The sequence below is a fragment of the Xanthomonas campestris pv. phormiicola genome (assembly GCA_025666215.1).
GTDB lineage: Bacteria > Pseudomonadota > Gammaproteobacteria > Xanthomonadales > Xanthomonadaceae > Xanthomonas_A > Xanthomonas_A campestris_A.
Genome location: CP102593.1, coordinates 1,557,358 through 1,577,515 on the forward strand (window position 1 = coordinate 1,557,358; position 20,158 = coordinate 1,577,515).

13 protein-coding genes are annotated in these 20,158 nt (G+C 71.2%); 7 read left to right on the forward strand and 6 right to left on the reverse strand.

Annotation, left to right across the window (positions count from 1 at the left end):
* Positions 1-124 precede the first annotated feature (124 nt).
* Genes pqqE through pqqB form a run of 4 tightly spaced genes read right to left on the reverse strand, consistent with a single transcriptional unit; the run spans position 125 to position 3,192 of the window.
* Positions 125-1,246 carry a pyrroloquinoline quinone biosynthesis protein PqqE gene (gene pqqE / locus NRY95_06405; protein UYC17584.1) on the reverse strand — a complete coding sequence of 374 codons (1,122 nt, stop codon included), beginning with the start codon at positions 1,244-1,246 and terminating at the stop codon, positions 125-127.
* Complete coding sequence (pqqD, locus tag NRY95_06410; protein UYC17585.1) at positions 1,243-1,521, reverse strand: pyrroloquinoline quinone biosynthesis peptide chaperone PqqD; 279 nt, start codon at positions 1,519-1,521, stop codon at positions 1,243-1,245. Before pqqD ends, pqqE begins: the two co-directional genes overlap by 4 nt.
* Positions 1,518-2,267, reverse strand: coding sequence for a pyrroloquinoline-quinone synthase PqqC (pqqC, locus tag NRY95_06415; GenBank protein UYC17586.1), 750 nt, complete (start codon positions 2,265-2,267; stop codon positions 1,518-1,520). Before pqqC ends, pqqD begins: the two co-directional genes overlap by 4 nt.
* Before the next feature lie 25 nt (positions 2,268-2,292).
* Positions 2,293-3,192 (reverse strand): pyrroloquinoline quinone biosynthesis protein PqqB, encoded by a 900-nt coding sequence (pqqB, locus tag NRY95_06420; GenBank protein ID UYC17587.1) that lies wholly within the window; start codon positions 3,190-3,192, stop codon positions 2,293-2,295.
* A gap of 413 nt (positions 3,193-3,605) precedes the next feature.
* On the opposite strand from pqqB, the gene NRY95_06425 reads away from it, so the two are divergent.
* Both NRY95_06425 and NRY95_06430 read left to right on the forward strand, forming a co-directional pair.
* Positions 3,606-5,762, forward strand: a complete 2,157-nt coding sequence (locus NRY95_06425; protein ID UYC17588.1) for a bifunctional (p)ppGpp synthetase/guanosine-3',5'-bis(diphosphate) 3'-pyrophosphohydrolase — start codon at positions 3,606-3,608, stop codon at positions 5,760-5,762.
* A gap of 62 nt (positions 5,763-5,824) precedes the next feature.
* On the forward strand, positions 5,825-7,354 hold the full coding sequence (locus NRY95_06430) for a hypothetical protein (GenBank protein UYC17589.1): 1,530 nt from the start codon (positions 5,825-5,827) through the stop codon (positions 7,352-7,354).
* A 478-nt stretch (positions 7,355-7,832) separates the two neighbouring features.
* On the opposite strand, the gene NRY95_06435 is transcribed toward NRY95_06430, so the two are convergent.
* Positions 7,833-9,929, reverse strand: a complete 2,097-nt coding sequence (locus tag NRY95_06435) for a glycosyltransferase (GenBank protein UYC17590.1) — start codon at positions 9,927-9,929, stop codon at positions 7,833-7,835.
* A 93-nt stretch (positions 9,930-10,022) separates the two neighbouring features.
* On the opposite strand from NRY95_06435, the gene mrcB reads away from it, so the two are divergent.
* From mrcB to NRY95_06460, 5 genes are all read left to right on the forward strand, one after another.
* Entirely contained in the window at positions 10,023-12,470 is a 2,448-nt protein-coding gene (gene mrcB, locus NRY95_06440) for a penicillin-binding protein 1B (protein UYC17591.1), read from the forward strand.
* 16 nt (positions 12,471-12,486) lie between these two features.
* Positions 12,487-13,011 carry a hypothetical protein gene (locus NRY95_06445; protein ID UYC17592.1) on the forward strand — a complete coding sequence of 175 codons (525 nt, stop codon included), beginning with the start codon at positions 12,487-12,489 and terminating at the stop codon, positions 13,009-13,011.
* Positions 13,012-13,200: 189 nt separating this feature from the next.
* Complete coding sequence (locus NRY95_06450; GenBank protein ID UYC17593.1) at positions 13,201-15,219, forward strand: ATP-dependent DNA helicase; 2,019 nt, start codon at positions 13,201-13,203, stop codon at positions 15,217-15,219.
* A gap of 107 nt (positions 15,220-15,326) precedes the next feature.
* On the forward strand, positions 15,327-16,028 hold the full coding sequence (gene tsaB / locus NRY95_06455) for a tRNA (adenosine(37)-N6)-threonylcarbamoyltransferase complex dimerization subunit type 1 TsaB (GenBank protein ID UYC17594.1): 702 nt from the start codon (positions 15,327-15,329) through the stop codon (positions 16,026-16,028).
* Entirely contained in the window at positions 16,025-16,942 is a 918-nt protein-coding gene (locus NRY95_06460; GenBank protein UYC17595.1) for an ADP-ribosylglycohydrolase family protein, read from the forward strand. The genes tsaB and NRY95_06460 overlap by 4 nt, the downstream gene beginning before the upstream one ends.
* Positions 16,943-16,996: 54 nt before the next feature.
* On the opposite strand, the gene NRY95_06465 is transcribed toward NRY95_06460, so the two are convergent.
* On the reverse strand, positions 16,997-19,993 hold the full coding sequence (locus NRY95_06465) for a TonB-dependent receptor (protein UYC17596.1): 2,997 nt from the start codon (positions 19,991-19,993) through the stop codon (positions 16,997-16,999).
* Positions 19,994-20,158: the final 165 nt, after the last annotated feature.

The window sequence follows — 20,158 nt, forward strand, 5'->3', positions numbered from 1 at the left end:
GCTGGGCGGCAGATGCCTGCCGGTGCGCTGCCGCTGCGGTCATGCCCGGCTGTGCGACATCAGTGCCGCCATCGTCGCCATCGCCGCGGCACGCGGTTGGCCGGCGCAGATGCCCGGCCGGCGATCAGCCCGCGCTGGGCTCGGTTTCCGCTTGTGGCCGCGCCGGGCGCCGGTACACGAACGCCGGCGCCGCGTCGGCCGCCTCGCGCTGCGCCAGCGCCTGCAGCGCGGCATGCTCGGGCGCGCGCTCGCAGACCGGGTCCAGCGTGGCCGCGTCGCCGCTCAGCGCCAACGCCTGGCAACGGCAGCCGCCCCAGTCGATCTCGCGTTTCGGACAGCCCTGGCACACCTCCGGCATCCATGCGGTGCCGCGGTAGCGGGCGAACGCCTCGCCGTCCTGCCAGATCGCCGCCAGCGGCCGCTCGCGCAGGTTTTCGAACACCATGTCCGGCAAGGTCTCGGCGGCGTGGCAGGGCAGCACGTCGCCGCGCGGGGAGATGTTGACGAAGCGCTGGCCCCAGCCGCCCATGCACGCCTTGGGCCGGTGCGCGTAGTAGTCGGGGGTGACGAAATCGATGGTCAGCCGGTCGCCCAGTCGTTCGCGTGCCGCGGTCACCGCGACCACGGTGGCGTCGATCTGCGCGCGGCTGGGCATCAGCGCGGCGCGGTTGCGCAGGCCCCAGCCGTAGTACTGGGTGTGCGCCACTTCCAGGCGCTCGGCGCCCAGTTCCAGCGCCAGCTCGATCATCGCCGGCACCCGTTCGGCGTTGTGGCGGTGGATCACCGCGTTGATCGTCAACGGCAGCTGCAGCGCGCGTACCGCGGCGGCGAACTCGCGCTTTTTTGCAAGACTGCCGCGGTAGCCGGCGATGCGGTCGGCGCCGGCCGCGTCGGCGTCCTGCACGCTCAGCTGCACGTGCTCCAGCCCGGCGGCGGCCAGTTGCGCCAGCATCGGCGCGCCGCCGGCCACGCCGGAGGTGATGAGGTTGCTGTACAGGCCCAGCGCGCGCGCATGCGCGACCAGCTCGGGCAGGTCCTTGCGCAGCATCGGCTCGCCGCCGGAGAAATGCGCCTGCAGCACGCCCATTGCCGCGGCCTGGTCCAGCGCCGAGCGCCAGCCGGCGCTGTCCATCTCTTCGCGCAGGCCGGCCAGCGCGATCGGATTGGAGCAGTACGGGCAGGCCAGCGGGCAGCGGTGGGTCAGCTCGAGCAGCAGCGACAGCGGCGGCGGTACGCGGATGCTCATGCGCGCAGCAGGCGCTTGCCGTGCAGGTCCGCGGCCAGCTCGAGCACGTCGTGCTCGACCTCGGCCGGGTCCGCATCGAACTCGGCGGCCAGGTCCGCGGCGATCGCCGCCAGCGAGCGCACGCCGTCGCAGCGCGACACGATCGCATGCGCGATCTCGTCCAGTTCGATCACCCGTTCCGGCGCCAGCAGCACCCATTGCGCACGGGTGCGATCGTGCTGCAGGCGCACGCCGGCGGCCAGGCGCGGGCAGCTGGCGGACGCCAGTGCGCTCATGCCAGTTCCTGCGCCGGCGCAGTGGCGACGAACGCCTCCGGCCAGGCCACGCCGGGCTGCACGTAGGCGAAGTGCAGCGCGTCCAGCTGCGACCACAGCACGCCGCACTTGAAACGCAGCGCGTCCTGCACCAACTGCTGCTTCTCCAGCGTGTCGGCGTGGCGCTTGACGTAGTCCAGGGCGAAGTCCGAATCGCGTGGCGCCTCGTGCAGGCGGTGCTCGAAATACGCCAGCGCCTCGCGCGAGACGAAATCGTAGTGCTGCAGCATGCCGGCCACGCGGTGGCCGATGATGCCCGGCGCGAACAGCTCGGTCAGCGACGAGGCGATCGCCTCCAGCAGGCTCTTCTCGCGCACGAAGTGCAGGTAGGCCTGCACCGCGAAGCGGGTGCCGGGCAGCAGGGCGCGGCCGGACTGCACCAGCTCGCGGTCCAGGCCCAACGCGTCGGTCAGGTGCAGCCAGCGCGCGATGCCGCCTTCGCCCTCGGCGCTGCCGTCGTGGTCGACGATGCGCTGGCGCCAGATCCGGCGCAGCGCCGGATCGTCCATCCGCGCCAGGATCGCGGCGTCCTTCAGCGGGATGCAGCGCTGGTACTCGTAGCGGTTCAGCGCCCAGGCCTGGACCTGGCCGCGGTCGAGCCGGCCGCTGTGCAGCAGCGCGTGGAACGGGTGCCGGTCGTGGTACAGGCGCGCGCCGATCGCGCGCAGTTCGGCTTCCAGCTGGTCGGGGCTCAGCAATGCGCTCACGGGCAAATGTTCACAGGCGGATTGTTCACAGGGTGATGTCCATCCCGTCGTGGGCGACCTCCCAGCCGTGCGCGCTCACCGTGGCGCGTTCGGCCGAGCCGGCATCGAGAATCGGGTTGGTGGTGTTGATATGGATGAACACCTTGCGCGCCACGTCCAGGTCGGCGAACGCGCGCAGGGTGCCGGCTTCGCCGTCGATGCTGAGGTGGCCCATGCGCTGGCCGGTCTTGGCGCTGACCCCGAGCTGCAGCAGTTCGTCGTCGCGCCACAGGGTGCCGTCGAAGAACACCAGTTCGGCGCCGCGCAGGCGCTCGCGCAGCGCGTCGGTCATGGTCGCGCAGCCGGGGATGTAGTGCAGGCGATGGTGGCCGTCGTCGATGGTCAGGCCCAGGGTCTCCTCGTCGGAACCGGCCAGGTCGCCGCTGTGGCGGCTCTCCATGAACAGCGGCACCTTGCCCGGCACCGCGAACGGCGTCACCTGCAGGCCGAGCAGCGACAGCGGCGTGTCCAGGGCGAAGGCATGGCGGTGCACGTAGGCCGGGTGCAGCGCATCGAAGATGGGGTTCTGCGCCAGCAGGTCGAGCACGCGTCCGCTGGCATACAGATCGAAGCGCTGGCTTTCGCGCATCGACAGCAGCCCGGCGATATGGTCGATCTCGCCGCTGGTCAGCAGCACGGCCTCGATCGGGGAATGGCGCAGGTCGCGTTGCGGCCACAGCGCCGGGGTGGCCAGCAGCTGCTGGCGGAAATCGGGGGAGGCGTTGATCAGCAGCCAGCGCTGGCGGTCGGCGCTGACCGCGATGCTGGCCTGGGTTCGGCGTTGGGCACCCGCCAGCTGTTGCCACGCCCGCAGGCTCGCGGGCGTATGGCAATTCCACTGCGGGTGCCCGCCGCCGGCCGCCGATCCCAATACGATGAGCTGCATCCGGTCTCCGTCTACGGCGCCTGGCCGGTCACGCATCGTCTCGGGAACGGGGCTGACACGCGATCAAAGCTCGCCGGAGGCGTAACAGTTGATTTCCGCGCCGACGCAGATTTCGCGGATCACGGGCTTGTTCCACTTCTTCATGGGCGTTCCTCTTCGGGTGGGATCACAGGGCGACGGCGGCGGCGCCCGCCTTGCAGCGGGGCGCGACGGCGTCGGATTCGAGAATAGGCCCACACCCCACGGGCGGTGTGAAATTTCCGGTAAAGCCGGGCCAAGTCGCAAGCCGGTCACAGTGAGGTCCTGGTGCGTATGCGCAAGGCCGCGGCGCACGCGGCCGCCGCCGCGCAATTGTGGGCAGGCGCGCAAGCGCGCTAGTGTAGGCAGCACCGCTACGCCACGACTGTCCGTCCTTGAATCACTCTTCCCATCCCGGCCTGGAGGCGCTGCTGCAGCGCCCGGCTGCCGCGGCGCTGGCGCCCGCCTTGCGCGAGGCGTTGCTGCAGGCCTGGCAGGCGCAGCCCGAACAGGCCACGCGCGCACCGTGGCCGGTGCTGGCCGATACGCTGGATGCGCTGGCGCTGTTGTCCGCCGACGAAGCGGCACTGCTGGCCGCGCTGCTGTTCGATCTGCCCGGCTTGCGCGCGCAACTGGCGCAGTTGCCGGTCGCGCCGCCGGCACGGGCGCAGGCGGTCGGCGGCCTGCTCGACGGACAGGACGCGGCCGACCAGGTCTGGGCGCTGCATGCCGGGCGCGAGGCCGGACGCAACAGCGAGGGCCTGCGCCGGCTGCTGCTGTCGATCGTGCAGGACCTGCGCGTGGTGCCGATCCTGCTGGCGCGGCAGCTGGCGAAGATGCGCGTGGCCGACAAGCTGCCCGAGGCGCAGCGCCGCGCGCTGGCGCAGCTGACCCGCGACATCCACGCGCCGCTGGCCAACCGCCTGGGCATCTGGCAGCTGAAATGGGAGCTGGAGGACCTGGCGTTCCGCCACCTGGAGCCGGACACCTACCGGCGCATCGCGCGCGAGGTGGACGAGAGCCGGGTGGCGCGCGAGCGCTATATCGAGGCGGTCAAGAAACTCCTGTCCAAGGCGCTGGGCGAGCAGGGCCTGCAGGCGGAGATCAGCGGCCGGCCCAAGCACATCTACAGCATCTGGCGGAAGATGCAGAAGAAGCGGCTGGCCTTCGACCAGCTGTACGACCTGCGCGCGGTGCGGGTGATGGTCGACGACGTCGCCGCCTGCTACGCCGCGCTGGGCGTGGTGCATGCGCTGTGGGCGCCGGTGCCCAGCGAGTTCGACGACTACATCGCCCGGCCCAAGGCCAACGACTACCGCTCGCTGCACACCGCGGTGGTCGGCCCGGAAGGGCGCACGATCGAGGTGCAGATCCGCACCCACGAGATGCACGCGCAGGCCGAGCTGGGCGTGGCCGCGCACTGGAAGTACAAGGAAGGCGGCAAGGGCGCGGAGAAGGCGTTCGACCGCAAGATCACCTGGATGCGGCAGCTGCTGGAGCAGTCGCAGGACGGCGAGCAGGGCGGCCTGGCCGGCGCGCTCGACGCCGAGCTGGTCGAGGACCGGGTGTATGCGCTGACCCCGATGGGCGAGGTGATCGACCTGCCGCAGGGTGCCACGCCGCTGGATTTCGCCTACCACGTGCACACCATGGTCGGGCACCGCTGCCGCGGCGCCAAGGTCAACAACCGCATCGTGCCGCTGACCCACAAGCTGCGCAGCGGCGACCGCGTCGAGATCCTGACCGGCAAGGAGGCCGAGCCGCGCCGCGACTGGCTGCTGCCGGCCAACGGCTACCTGGCCAGCGGCCGCTCGCGCGACAAGGTGCGCGCCTGGTTCCACAAGCTCGACCGCGCGCGCAACGTGCAGGCCGGCAAGGACCTGCTCGAGCGCGAACTCAAGCGCCTGGGCCTGCAGCACGCCGACCTGTTGCCGGCGGCGAAGAAGTTCCATGCCGACGGCATCGAGGAGCTGTACATCCAGGTCGCGCTGGGCGACGTCGGCCCCAGCCAGGTCGGCCGCGCGCTGCACGAGGCCGAACGCGCCGCGGCGCAGCCGGCCGCGCCGGCGCTGCCGCGGCCGACCGCGCGCCGCGGCGGGCTGGCCAAGTCCAAGTTCACCGTGCAGGGCGTGGGCAACCTGCTGGTGCAGCTGGCGCGCTGCTGCCAGCCGGTCGCCGGCGAACCGATCGCCGGCTACCTGACCCGCACCCGCGGGGTCACCGTGCACCGGGTCGATTGCGCCTCCTTCGCCCGGCTCGCCGCCGGCAACCCGCAACGGGTGCTGCCGGTGGAGTGGGGCCAGGCCGGTGGCGGCTACGAGGTCGATGTGCTGGTGCGGGCGATGGACCGGCGCTGGCTGCTCAAGGACATCACCAACCTGATCGCGCAGGAGGACGCGCACGTGCTGGAGATCAACAGCGACAACGTGCGCGACAGCGGCCGCACCCAGTTGCGGCTGCGCCTGAAGGTCGGCGATTACGGGCAGCTGTCCACCTTGCTCGGCAAGCTCGACGCGCTGCCCGGGGTGGACGAGGCGCGGCGCCTGGGCTGACCGGCGCCGCGCGCCGCGCGCGCATGCATGGTCTTGCCATGCACGCACGCTAAGCTTGCGCGGTGAGCAAGCCGCCAGATCAGGTCAGGGACGAACGCCGGCGCCCGCAGCGGCCGGTGCCGCTGTGGCGCGACCGCCGTGTCTGGCGCTGGGCGCTGGCGGCCTTGCTGCTGGCGGCGCTGGCGCTGGTGATGTTCCGCCGCCCGCTGGCCGACCTGCTGTGGCCGGAAACGCGCATCCAGCAACTGCTCGACCAGGGCAATGCCGCATTGCGCGCCGGCCGCCTCAGCGCGGCCGACGGCAGCGGCGCGCGCGAGCGCTACGAGGCGGCGCTGGCCCTGGACGGCGACCGCCTGCAGGCGCGGGCCGGGCTGGCCGCGACCGGTCGCGCCGCGCTCGGCCAGGCGCGTGCGGCGCTGGCCGCCGGGCGCTATGCGCAGGTGCGCTCGGCGCTGGCGCTGGCGCGCGCGCTGCAGGTGCCGCGCGCCGAGGCCGATCGCATCGACGCGGCCTTGCGCCAGCGCGAGGCCGCGCATGCCGGGCTCGACCAACTGCTGCAACAGGCGGCGCAGGCCCAGCGCGAGGGCCGCCTGGACGGCACCCCCGACGCGGCGCTGCCGCTGTACCGGCAGGTGCTGGAGTTCGCCCCGGAACGGACCGAGGCGCTGGAAGGCCGCGAGGATGTCCTGTCGGAATTGCTGCAGCGCGCGCAGGCGGCGCTGGCGCGCGGCGACGTGGCGGCGGCCGCGGCTCTGGTGGACAGCGCCCGCGACTACGACCCCGGGCACGTCGAGCTGCCGGCGGCGCAGGCCGCGCTGAATCGGGCGCTGGAAGCCTTGCAGCGCGAAGCCGATGTCGCGCTGCGCCGGCAGCGGCTGGACGCGGCGGCGCGGGCGCTGGCCAGGCTGCGCGCCGCGGCCCCCGATGCTGCCGGCGCGCGCGATGGCGCCGAACGCGTGGCCGCGGCGTATGCGGCGCAGGCCACGCGCGCCGCGGCCGATTTCCGTTTCGCCGAGGCCGAGCGCGCGTTGCAGAAGGGGCAGGCGGTGGCGCCCGACAGCCGTGCGCTGGCCGACGCGCGGCAGGCGCTGACGCGTGCGCGGCAGCGCCAGGCCACGCTGCATTCGCCGCTGTCGCCCGCCGCGCGCGCGCGCCGCCTGCAGGCATTGCTGGCAGAGCTGCAGGCGGCCGAGGCGCGCGGCGACTGGCTGACCCCGCCCGGCAGCAGCGCCTACGACGCGCTGCAGGCGGCGCAGGTGCTGGCGCCGCGCGATGCCCGCGTGCGCAGCGCCGAGCAGCGCGTGCTGGCGGCGCTGCGGCGCTGTTTCGACGACGAATTGCGGGGCAACCGGGTGCTGGCGGCGAGCGCGTGCTACGACGCCTGGCGTGCGCTGGCGCCGGGCGGCAACGGCGTGGCCGCGGCACGCCGGCGTCTGGCGCAGCGCTGGCTCGCGGTCGGCGACGAGCGCCTGAGCGCCGGCGACGCCGACTTCGCGCGCGAGGCGCTGCGTCGCGCCCGCGCGATCGATCTGGCAACGCCGGAACTGGTCGCGTTCGAGCGCCGCTTGCGCAGTCTGTCGCCTGGGCGTTGAGCGGCGTTGCGCGGGGAACTCGATTCCTGCGGGAGGGGCGTGTGTGCCCTTGGGATAGGTTCGTAATGGCTGTCGAAGCGCGTTGTTTCGCAGCCGTGTCGCGGTGGATGATCCGAGGTCTCCCGGAACCTCTGCTGGGGCTTGTTGGGGCATTGCAGGCCCAGCTTTGGCCATGTCCGAAGTCGCGGCAGTTCCGAGCTCCCGCGTCGCGACTAAAGTCGCTCCCACAAGGGGCGCGCGGCGGGTGCACTGGGTGCACTGCAAGAAGGGCTTCAGCCTCGGCAGTTGCCGAAGCCGTCGTAGTTCCGCACTTCGTTCGTCGCGGCTGAAGCCGCTCCACAGGGGGGCGCGGCCGGCGTGCCGGGTGCACTGTGGGAGGGCCTTCAGCCCCGACGCGAGACGGTCGAGTGGCGGCTGGTCATTCTGGCTGCTCCAAGCCTCTCCGCTGGCCGGCAGAGACCGATAGCTGCGCGGAGCCCTAGTCCAGAAACACCTGCCGCACCGTGGCGCGCGCCGCATCCAGCGAGAAGTGCGTGGCGATGTTGCGCAGGCCGTTGCCGGCCAGCGTGTTCCACAGCGCCTCGTCGGTGTACAGCTGCGCCAGCGCGGCGACGAACTGCGGCGCGGTCTCGGCGATCAGTACGTCCTCGCCATGGCGCAGGTGCATGCCTTCCACCGCGCACGGCGTGGCCACCACCGGCTGCCCGTGCGCCATGCTCAGGTTGACCTTGCCCTTGACCCCGGCGCCGAAGCGCAGCGGCGCCACCGCGATGCGGATGCCGTCCATGTAGGCGACGATGTCCGGCACGTAGCCGAGCAATTCCACCCCGGGCGTGGCGGCGCCGAGGCGGCGGATGTCGTCGGGCATGTCGGCGCCGATGCAGTGGAAGCGCAGGTCCGGCAGCAGCGCGCGCAGCGGCGCGAACACCTCCTGCAGGAACCAGCGCACCGCATCCACGTTGGGCGCATGGCGGAAGCCGCCGACGAACACCAGATCGCGGCGTTGCGCCCACGGCAGGCCCGGTCCGGCCACGTCGTGCAGATTGGAGATCAACGCGGTGCGCACCTGCGGCGCCTCGCGCTGCAGCTGTTCGCGCTCGACCCCGCTGACCAGCACGGTGACATCGACCTGCGCCATCACCTCCAGCTCGCGCGCGCGGGTGCGCTCGGCCTCGCGCAGCAGCCGTGCGTCGCCGGCCAGTTCGGCGCCGCGGCGCTCGCGCAGGTAGTGCAGGTCCACGGTGTCGAACAGCCGCCGCGCCTGCGGCGCGAAGCGGCGCAGCAGCGGCAGGCAGGCATGGGCGACGTGGTGGCGCACCAGCAGCACCGCATGGAAGCGCGCGCCGTGCTGCTGCAGGAACCCGCTCACGCTCTTCAGATAGGGCGCATACCACACCTCCACGCCCAGCCGCTGCAGCGCCTCGCTGTGGCGGCTGGCGTACTCGCGGCCGCTGGGCACGAACACCACGTGCGCGCCTTCCTGCAGCAGCAGCCGGATCAGGTTGAGCTGGCGCAGCGAGGCCGAGTCGCGGTCCGGCTGCGGCAGCGCTTCGTCGATGATCAGCACCTGGCGCTGCCGCCGGTGCAGCTGCGCCGGGGTCGGCGTGGTATCCGGCGGCAACTGCCGCGCCAGCACGTCGGCCCATTTGGCCGCGAACACGCCGCGGTTGCGCACCTGGTAGGCCTTGATGCCGGTGCCGGTGTCGGTGCCGTTGCTGGTGCCCTCGTCGTGCACCACCTGGCTCGCCGGCTGCAGCAGGGTGCGCAGTCCGGCCTTGCGTACGGCGAAGGCGAGGTCGGTGTCTTCGTAGTAGGCCGGCATGTAGCGGGTATCGAAGCCGCCCAGCGCCAGGAAGCGTTCGCGCTCGATCGCAAGTGCCGCGCCGGCGCCGTAGTCGATGTCACGCAGGTAGGCGTAGCGCGGGTCGTCCGGCGATTCGAAGCGGCCGTAGCTCCAGGCGCTGCCGTCGGCGAAGACCACGCCGCCGGCTTCCTGCAGGCGCCCGTCCGGGTACAGCAGTTGCGCGGCGACCAGCCCGGCGTGCGGCACCTGCGCGAAGGTGTCCAGCAGCGCGTCCAGCCAGCCCGGTTGCGGCACCGTGTCGTTGTTGAGGAACACCAGGTAGCGTCCGCGCGCGCGCGCCGCGCCGTCGTTGCAGGTGGCGATGAAGCCGCCGTTTTGCGCCCGCACGTGATAGTGCAGGCCCTGGATCTGCGGCAGCCATTGCGCGGTCTGGTCGCTGCTGCCGTCGTCGATCACCAGGATCTCGCAGGCCGCCGCCGGCGGGTGCGCGGCCAGCGCGCGCAGGCAGGCGAGGGTGTGTGCGACATGGTTGTAGACCGGGATCACGATGCTCGCCAGCGGCGCGTCGCTGGCCGGCACCGCGAAGGCGGCGAACGGCTGCGGCGCCACCGCGAACAGCGTGCGCCGCGCCGGCGGCAGCGGCTGCGCATGCACGCGCAGCCGCTGCCAGGTGCTGCGCCAGCCGCGCGTGCGCAGGCTGGCCAGGCCGCGCCGGAGCAGGCCGCTCAAGCGGTTCAGGGCGTAGCGTGCGTTCGCCCAGGACATCGACATCCGTTGCAACTCCAGCTGAAACAAAGGGGCCCCCGCGCCGCGCTGCCTGCTGGCCTGCGCTAGACTCGCCGGAATTTACATTCTCGCATCCCCGTGCCACGACGCTACGACGACAACGACACCGACGATCAGGACACCGACGATCTCGACAGCGGCGCCTCGCCCTGGCGCCGGCGCCTGCTCACCTGGGGCCTGGCCGCCACCGCGCTGGGCCTGGGCTTCCTGATCCCGTACACGGTCTATCTGAACAAGCAGGTGACGCAGCGCTTCGGCGAACTGCGCTGGCAGATTCCGACCCGGGTCTACGCCCGCCCGCTGGCGCTGGCGCCGGACACGGCGATGGACGCGCAGACGCTGAAGACCGAACTGGACGCGGCCAGCTACCGCGAGGACGCCGGCGCGCAGCGCCCCGGCACATACCAGCAGGACGGTAGCCGCTTCGTCATCGCCAGCCGCGGCTACATCGACGTCGATGGCCGGGTCGCGCCCAGGCGGGTGGAAGTGAGCCTGTCCGGCGGCCGCGTGGCGGCATTGCGCGATGCGCAGACGCGCAAGTCGCTCACTGCCGCGCGCCTGGATCCGGCGCGCATCGCCACCTTGTACGGGCAGAAGCAGGAAGAGCGGCGGCTGGTGCGGGTGGACGAAGTGCCCGAGCTGCTGGTCACCGGCCTGCAGGCGGTGGAAGACCGCGACTTCAACTATCACCACGGCGTCGATCTCAGCGGCATGGTGCGCGCGGCGTGGGTGATGGTGCGCTCCGGCGGCAAGAGCCGGCAGGGCGCCAGCACCCTGACCCAGCAGCTGGCGCGCAGCGGCCTGCTCGGCATCGGCAAGGAACAGACGCTCACCCGCAAGTTCAACGAGATCCTGTACGCGCTGATCATGGAGGCGCGCTACGACAAGCGCACCATCCTCGAGGCCTATCTGAACCAGGTGTACCTGGGCCAGCGCGGCAGCCAGGCGATCCACGGCGTGGCCTCGGGCGCGGAGTTCTGGTTCGGGCGCGAACTGGATTCGCTGCCGCCGGAACAGGTGGCGCTGCTGATCGGCCTGGTCAAGGGGCCGTCCTACTACGATCCGCGGCGCTTCCCCGAGCGCGCGCTGGACCGGCGCAACTTCGTGCTCGGCAAGCTGCGCGAGAGCGAACTGATCGACGAACCGACCTACCGCAAGGCGCTGGCCGCGCCGTTGGGGGTGCCGGCCAATCCGGGGCTGGTCGCGGCCAACCGTTTCCCCGCGTATGTGGACCTGGTGCGCCGCCAGCTGGCGCGCGACTACCCGGAAAGCGCGCTGCAGGGCGCCGGGCTGAGCGTGCTGACCGGCATGTCGCCGTCGGCGCAGGCCTATGCCGAAGGCGCGGTGACCCGCACCCTCACCGCGCTGGAGACCAACAAGAAACGGCCGCCGCTGCAGGCCGGGCTGGTGCTGACCGACACCCACAACGGCGACGTGCTGGCGGTGGTCGGCAGCCGCGACGTGTCGCAGCCGGGCTTCAATCGCGCGATCGAGGCGCAGCGCCAGGTCGGCTCGCTGCTCAAGCCGTTCGTGTACCTGCTGGCGCTGGCGCAACCGGACCACTACTCGCTGGCCAGTTGGGTCGACGATTCGCCGGTGACGGTGCAGCTCGGCCGCGGCAAGCGCTGGACCCCGGGCAATTCCGACAACCGCAGTCACGGCACGGTACGCGTGGTCGATGCGCTGGCGCATTCGTACAACCAGGCCACGGTGCGGATCGGCATGCAGGTCGGGCCGGAGCGGGTGGCGCAGCTGATCAAGGTGCTGGCCGGGCTCGAGGCCGAGAACAATCCGTCGCTGATCCTGGGCGCGACCGACCAGAGTCCGTACGCGATGACCCAGCTGTACCAGTTCCTCGCCTCCGGCGGCGAGATCCAGCCGCTGCACGCGGTGCGCGGCGTGCTCGATCCGCAGGGCAAGCTGCTCAAGCGCTACGACAAGGCCCCGGCGCCGGCGCAGGAAGGCGATTCGGTCGCCGCCAACCTGGTCGGGCTGGCGCTGCAGCAGGTGGTCAGCAACGGCACCGCGCGGCAGCTGCTCGGCGACGGCCTGGGCAGGCTGACCCCGGCCGGCAAGACCGGCACCAGCAACGATGGCGTGGACAGCTGGTACGCCGGCTACACCGGCGATCATCTGGCGGTGATCTGGATCGGCAACGACCAGAACAAGCAGACCGGCCTGTACGGCGCCACCGGCGCGATGCGGGTGTGGTCGGGCATCTTCGCGCGGCTGCCGAGTTCGCCGTTGAAGGTGCAGGGCAAGGGCATCGACTGGCAATGGATGGATCCGGCCGGCAGCAACAGCACCGATCCCAGCTGCCCCGGCGCGCGCCAGTTCCCGTTCGTGGTCGGCTTCGCCCCGGCGTACGCGCCGTGCGCGCCGCCGCAGGCGCTGCCCGAGGAAGGCCAGCCCGCCGAGGGCGAGGGCGAGCAGAGCCGTGGCGGCGGCTGGCGCAGCTGGTTCGGCCTGGACAAGAAGAAAGAAACGCCGCCCGCCGACGCGGCGTCCACTCCCCCGGCGCAATGATCCACGGATGCCTGCCATGACCCGACCTACCTCCACCCTCGCCATCGCCGCGCTCAGCCTGCTGCTGGCCTCCTGCGTCAGCGCGCCGCCGCCGCCCCCGCCGCCGCCGGTGGACACCACCACCCCGGCGCAGCGGCTGGCGGCGATCGAGGCCAGCGGCGGCGCCGACGACACCGAACTGAGCGTGCAGCCGTTGCGCGATCCGCAGGTCGAGGACCTGCGCGACAGCGCCAAGCGCAAGCGTGCGGCCGGCGACCTGGCCGGCGCGGCGGCGGCGCTGGACCAGGCCCTGCAACTGGTGCCGGAAGATCCGGCGCTGCTGCAGGACCGTGCCGAACTGGCGTTGCTGCTGAAGGACGACGCCGCTGCAGAGGCCTTCGCCAAGCGCGCCATCGACCTGGGTTCGCAGACCGGCCCGCTGTGCCGGCGCCACTGGGCGACGATCGAGCAGTCGCGGCTGGCCCGCGGGCAGAAGGAGAACGCGGCGTCCGCGCATGCGCATATCGAGGGCTGCACGGTGGCGGGGATCAAGCGGTATTGATCGGGAGCCGGGAATCGGGAATCGGGAATCGGGAATGGAGAATCGGTAAAAGCCGCGGCGTTTCTGGTGGGTTGCAATCGCGGCGATGGCGGGCCTTTCTGCTGCGTCGGCGGACACAGCAACTAGCGTAGTGGTAGCGCCGCTTTTACCCATTCCCGAATCCCGATTCCCCATTCCCGGCTTTCCCCCATGTCCCTCAGCCACGCCAGCACCGAAGCCCTGAGCGAAGGCGGTGCGCTTGCCCGCCAGCTGGATGCGTTCGTGCCGCGTGCGGCGCAGCTGCGGCTGACCGCGGCGATCGCCGAGGCGTTCGAGCAGCGCGACGTGCTGCTCGCCGAGGCCGGCACCGGCACCGGCAAGACCTATGCGTACCTGGTGCCGGCGCTGCTGTCGGGGCTGAAGACCATCGTCTCCACCGGCACCCGCGCGCTGCAGGACCAGCTCTACCACCGCGACCTGCCGCGGGTGCGCGCGGCGCTGGGCGTGGGCCTGAACAGCGCGCTGCTGAAGGGGCGCGCCAACTATCTGTGCAAGTACCGGCTGGAGCAGGCCAAGGGCGAGCCGCATTTCACCTCGCGCGAGCAGATCGCGCAGTTCCAGCGCATCGTCGCCTGGGGCGGGCGCACCCGCTTCGGCGACATCGCCGAGCTGGACGCGCTGCCCGACGATTCGCCGCTGCTGCCGATGGTCACCTCGACCATGGACAACTGCCTGGGTACCGAGTGCCCGTTCTGGGGCGAGTGCTTCGTGGTGCAGGCGCGGCAGCGCGCGCAGGCCGCCGACGTGGTGGTGGTCAACCACCATCTGCTGCTGGCCGACCTGGCGCTGAAGCAGGAGGGCTTCGGCGAGATCCTGCCCGGCGCGCAGGCCTTCGTCATCGACGAGGCGCACCAGTTGCCGGAACTGGCGGCCAACTTCTTCGGCGAGAGCTTCGGCATGCGTCCGCTGCAGGAACTGGCGCGCGATTGCGTGGCCGAGAGCCGCCACGTCGCCGGCGCGCTGGCCAGCCTGCAGGCGCCGGTGCAGGCGCTGGAGCAGGCCTTGCGCGAGCTGCGTGCGGCGATGGAAGGGTTGCCGACCCGCGGCACGCAATGGCGGCTGCTGGCCAAGCCGCAGGTACGCGATGGCTTCGATGCGCTGCTGGCGGAACTGGCGCGCTTGCAGGAGAGCCTGGCGGGGCTGCGCGAGGCCTCGCCCGGCTTCGACGCGTGCGCCGCGCGCGCGCAGGAGATGCGCGCGCGCCTGGGCCACTGGCTTGGCGACGACGCGCCGATCCCCGATTTCGACGCCGAGCCGGCGCCGCCGTCCAACGATGTGCTGTGGTACGAACTGAGCGCGCGCGGCTTCCGCTGCCAGCGCACGCCGCTGGACGTGTCCGGCCCGCTGCGCCTGCACCGCGAGAAGTCGCACGCGGCGTGGGTGTTCACCTCGGCGACGCTGGCGGTGAAGGGCGATTTCGAGCACATCGCCACGCGCCTGGGCTTGAGCGATCCGATGACCCTGCTGCAGCCCAGCCCGTTCGACTGGGCGCGGCAGGCGCTGTGCTATCTGCCGGCGCTGCCGGACCCGAACGCGCGCGGCTTCGGCACCGCCTTGATCGCCGCGCTGCATCCGGTGCTGCAGGCCTCGCAGGGGCGCGCCTTCCTGTTGTTCGCCTCGCACCGCGCGCTGCGCGAGGCGGCGGAGGCGCTGCGCGATGGTCCCTGGCCGCTGTTCGTGCAGGGCGAAGCGCCGCGCGCGAGCCTGCTGCAGCGCTTCCGCGAATCCGGCAACGGCGTGCTGCTCGGTTCGGCCAGCTTCCGCGAGGGCGTGGACGTGGTCGGCGATGCGCTGAGCGTGGTGGTGATCGACAAGCTGCCGTTCGCCGCGCCGGACGATCCGGTGTTCGAGGCGCGGCTGGACGCGATCCGCCGCGACGGCGGCAATCCGTTCCGCGACGAACAGCTGCCGCAGGCAGTGATCGCGCTGAAGCAGGGCGTGGGCCGGCTGATCCGCAGCGAGACCGACCGCGGCGTGCTGGTGCTGTGCGATCCTCGGCTGCTGTCCAAATCCTACGGCCGCACCTTCCTGGACTCGCTGCCGCCGTTCGCGCGCACCCGCGATGTGGAGGACGTGCGGGCGTTTTTTTCGGCGGGACTCGGGACTGGGGACCCGGGACTCGAAGAAGCGCAGGCGCACGAAGCGTGGCCGGACGATCTCGGTCGCTGACCGCCTGCCACGTGGCGCTGCGCTTCTTGTCCCGGGCGTTGAGCGATGGATGCTAGGCTTTGCGCCTTTCCGGGTCCCCAGTCCCGAGTCCCCAGTCCCGGCCTCTCATGAAAATCCTCGCCTTCGAAACCGCCACAGAAGCCCTGTCCGTCGCCGTGCATGTCGATGGCGCGGTGCGCGAGCGGTTCGAGCTGGCGCCGCGCCGGCATGCCGAGCTGGCGCTGCCGTGGGCCGGGCAGTTGCTGGCCGAAGCCGGCATCGCCCGCAGCCAGCTCGATGCGATCGCCTTCGGCCGCGGCCCCGGCGCGTTCACCGGCGTGCGCCTGGCGATCGCGTTGGCGCAAGGCATCGCGCTGGCGCTGGACCTGCCGGTGTTGCCGGTGTCCACGCTGCATGCGTTGGCCTTGCGCGCGCCGGCCGACGCGCCGCAGGTGCTGGCAACCATCGATGCGCGGATGGGCGAGATCTATGCGGCGGCCTTCGTGCGCGATGCCCAGGGATTGCGCGCGTTCACGCCCGAGCAGGTGCTGGTCCCGGACGCGTTCGTGCTGCCGCAGACGGATGCGCCCTGGCACGGCGTCGGCACCGGGCTGGCGGCGCTCGACAACGCGCTGCAGCGGCGCCTGGGCGCGCAGTTGCGCAGCGTCGATGCGCAGGCCTTGCCGCATGCCGCCGACGTGCTGACCCTGGCGCTGGCCGCCCATGCGCACGGCGAAGCGATCGCGCCGGAGCGCGCCGAGCCGGCCTATCTGCGCGACAACGTCGCGCTGACCCTGGCCGAGCAGCAGGCGCAGCGGGCCGCACGATGAGCGCGGCCGAGCGCGAGCGTGCGCGTTTCCGCGGCTGCCTGTTGGGCCTGGCGGTCGGCGATGCGCTCGGTACAACACTGGAATTCAAGGCGCCCGGCAGCTTCGCCCCGATCGACGACATGGTGGGCGGCGGTCCGTTCGATCTGCAGCCCGGGCAGTGGACCGACGACACCTCGATGGCGCTGTGCCTGGCGCACAGCCTGCTGTACCGCGAAGGGTTCGACGCCGCGGACCAGATGAACCGCTATTGCAACTGGTACCGCCATGGCTACCTGAGCAGTACCGGCGCGTGTTTCGACATCGGCAACACCGTGCGCCAGGCGCTGGAGCGCTATCTGGACGGCGGCCCGGCGTTCAGCGGCAGCGACGACCCGCGCGCGGCCGGCAACGGCTCGCTGATGCGGCTGGCGCCGGTGGCGATGTACTACGCGCATCGGCCCGCGCTATTGGCCGACCGCGCCGCGGACAGTTCGCGCACCACGCATGCCGCCGCCGAGGCGCTGGATGCGTGCCGGCTGTCCGCGTTGCAGTTGCGCGCGGCCCTGCTCGGCGGCGAGCGTGCGCAGGTGCTGCAGGCGTCCGATGCGGCCCTGGACACGCCGGCGCTGCGCGCGCTGGCCGTGCGCGACCATGCTGCGGTGCCGGCAACGCAGATTCGCGGGACCGGTTACGTGGTCGATGCGTTGTCGGCGGCGCTGTGGTGTTTCGCGACGACCGAGTGCTTCGCCGATGCGGTACTGCGCGCGGCGAATCTCGGCGACGATGCCGATACCACCGCGGCGATCTGCGGCCAGCTGGCCGGCGCCTTCTACGGCATCGACGGCATCCCCGCGGCCTGGCGCGAGCGCGTGCAGGACGCGGCGGAGATCGTCGCGCTGGCCGATCGCCTGCATGCGGCCAGTCTAGCCGGGTGAGGGTTGGCTCGCGGGCCGACCGTCCTTGGTCGGCGCCCCGCAGACCGCAAGCGATCAGTAGTCGTAGCTGACGCTCAACCGCAGCGAGCGCGGCGCCTGGCTCAGCAACGCCGCGCCATACACGGGATCGCTCACGCCCGGGTCGGTTTCCGAATACGGGTACTTCCACAGCGTGGCCTGGCCGTTGAAGACGTTGAACACGTCCAGGTTGAAGGCCAGCTTGTGGTCGGCGTACGCCGGCCGCCACGACACCCCCAGATCGAGCTGCTTCAGCCACGGCAGGCGGCCCTGGCTGCCCGGAGGTGCCGCCTTGCCCTGATAGTAGTGGTAGGCGATGCCGTAGCCGGACGGGTCGCTCTGGTCGGCGCCGTACGAGCCCAACGCGCTGAACGGCGTGCCGGACTGCAGCTTGAGGTTGGCCGACACCAGCCATTCGGGCGTGAGCTGGTAGTAGCCGTAGAACTTGAACTGATGGGTATGGTCGTTGCTCTGCGGGCCGTTGGTGTGTTCCATCAGCTGCGCGTAGTCCCAGGCCTGGGTGGTGGACACCGCGGTCTGGCCGATGCCCGACAGCAACTGGCCTTCGGTGGTGCCGTAGCTGCGCGACCAGGTGTAGTCGAGGCGGCCGTACCAGCGCTGGTCGAACGGATGCTCCAGCGACAGGTTGAGTCCGTAGTAGTTGCGCTTGAACTCGGGGAAACCGAACTGGGCTTTGGTCAGCGGCACGCTGACGTAGTTGCCGGAGGTGTCCACCAGGGTGAAGGTGTTGGTCCTGCCCGGGTTGATCAGCCAGCAGCTGACCGGATTGCTGTCCAGGGTCACCGTATGTCCTTGCGCGGCCGCCGCGGCGAACACGGTCTCGCTGTCGCAATAGTCGTCCACGCCGCTGCGCAGGACGCGGTAGGTGGCCTTGGCGCCGTAGACCCAGCTGTCGCCCCAGGCCTTGGTGAAGCCGAGGATGAACTCGTCCTGGAACGAGGGCTTGATGCCCTGCGTGGCCACGGTCTTGGCGTCGGGCAGGATGCCGTAGTTGTTGTTGGCCGAGACCGCGCCGGAGATCTGGGTCAGGCCGGTCGGATAACCGTTGGCGTCGATGCCGCCGTAGGTGTAGTAGGTCGAGGTCGCCAGGGTCGCACCGGCGGCATTGAACGCCGGGTTGAGCGGCAGCGCCAGATAGTAGCGGCCGGCGTTGCCGTACACCTTGAAGCGCGCATCGCCATCGACGTCCCAGCTGAAGCCCAGCCGCGGCGCCCACTGCCCGCTGGTCTGCTTGATGTACGGATCGCCGTCGCGGTTGTAGTTGGTGAACTGGTCCAGGCGCAGGCCGAGATTGAGCAGCAGGCGCTCGCTGACCTGCCAGTTGTCCTCGATGTACTGCGCGCGCTGCACCGCGCGCACCGAGGCCAGCGCGCTGTAGATGTACTTGCGCACGTAGTAGCCGTCCTCGCCGTTGGCGTAGCCGCCGGTGGCCGGCACCCCCAGTCCGGTATTGATCGGCACGTTCGGGTTGGACTGGCCGTAGACCCAGTAGTAGCCGTCGCCCGAGGCGACCGAGCCGCGGTTGAGCGCGCGCGCATTCTGGTTGTCGATGCCGACGGTGATGCTGTGCTCGCCGATGACGTAGTTCAGGTCCAGCCGCAGGTTGTCGGTGCGGTTGCCGCGGTCGGGATCGACCAGCAGCGAGGTGGTCTGCGCGTTGGTGATCGGGGTGCCGCCGGTGTAGGCCGGGTTCTGGAACGAAGTGCCGCTGAGGTAGGTCAGCGCACTGTTGTAGTTGGGATTGCCGGTGTAGTCGTCGGTGCGCTGCTTGCCGTACTGGGCGCCGAAGGTCAGGCGGTCGGTGAGGTAGCCGGTGTACTTGACGGTCCACAGGTCGCCGCCGGTCTTGGTGGTGTTGGCGCTGCCGCGCAGGTTGCCGATGTCGTAGCCGCTGTAGTCGTAGTAGTTGCCACGGGTGATGTAGCGGCTGGAGGCGCCGGTGATCTCCAGCAGCTGGCTGTCGCTGATGTTCCAGTCCAGCTTGGCGTACCAGCTCGGCCGGCGGTAGTGGTAGTCGTAGTAGTACTCCCCCGGGGTGGTTTCGCGCGAGCCGTAGAATCTGTCGCCGTCCTGGCGCTGCAGTTCGTAGGAGCCGAAGAAGAACAGCTTGTCCTGGATCAGCGGGCCGCCTGCGTAGAGGCTCTGCGTGCTGAGCGTCGAACCGCTCTTGCTGTCCGGCCGATACAGGGAGCCGTCGCCAGGCGCGTACACGTCCTTCTGCGAGGAGCGCAGGCCATCGGGTTCCCAGGTCGCCTGGCCGCCGAAATGCCATTCGTTGTTGCCGCGCTTGCCGACCGCGTTGATCACGCCGCCGTCGGAACGCCCGTACTTGGCGCTGTAGCCGCCGGTGTAGACCTCCAACTGGTCGATGCTGCCGTAGGGCAGGGTCAGTCCGCCGAGTCCGCGCAAGGGGTCGGTGGTGTTGAAGCCGTTGATGTAGTAGGCGTTCTCTGCGGCCGAGGAGCCACCGAAGCTGAGCAGTTGCGCGCCGGTCGGGCCGGTATAGGTGCCGCTGCCACTGTTGCCGGCCACGCCGGGCGCGAGTTGCGCGATCGCCTCGGCCGAGCGCCCCAGCGGCAGACGCTGCAGCTGTTCGGCGTTGATCACGGTGCGCGAGTCCACGCTGCTCACGTCGATCGCCGCGGCGGCGCGGTCGGCGCTGACGGTGACCCCGGTCAGGCTGGTGACCGCGGCGAAGGAGACGTCGGTGACCGCGCCGACGGTCAGGCCCACGCCCTCGCGGCTGCCGAGCACGGCGTCGTCGGCGCCCTTGGCGACGATGGTGTAGGTGCCCAGCGGCAGCTGGCCGATGCTGTAGCGACCGCGCGCGTCGACCGCGACTTCGCGGGTGAGGCCGCTGTCGCTGCGCACCTGCACGCGTTGCGCGTTGGCCGGCGCCTGGCCGGCGACGGCGCCGGTGGTGGACTGGGCCAGGGCGGGCGGCGCCGCGAGGGCGGCGCCCAGCGCCAGCGCGAGCAGGGCGTGCCTGCGAAGGAGATGGTTCTTTTTCATGGAGGAGGCAGCTCGGGTGGTGGGGGCGGGGACGCGCCGCGCCGGGCTCCGAGTCACTCGTCCATGGTGATGCGATGCGCGCGGTAACGTTCCCCGCCACCATTAACCTTAATGTGACGCCTATTCAGAAATGCCGCGTGGTTATGTCGCTGGCATGAATCGTTA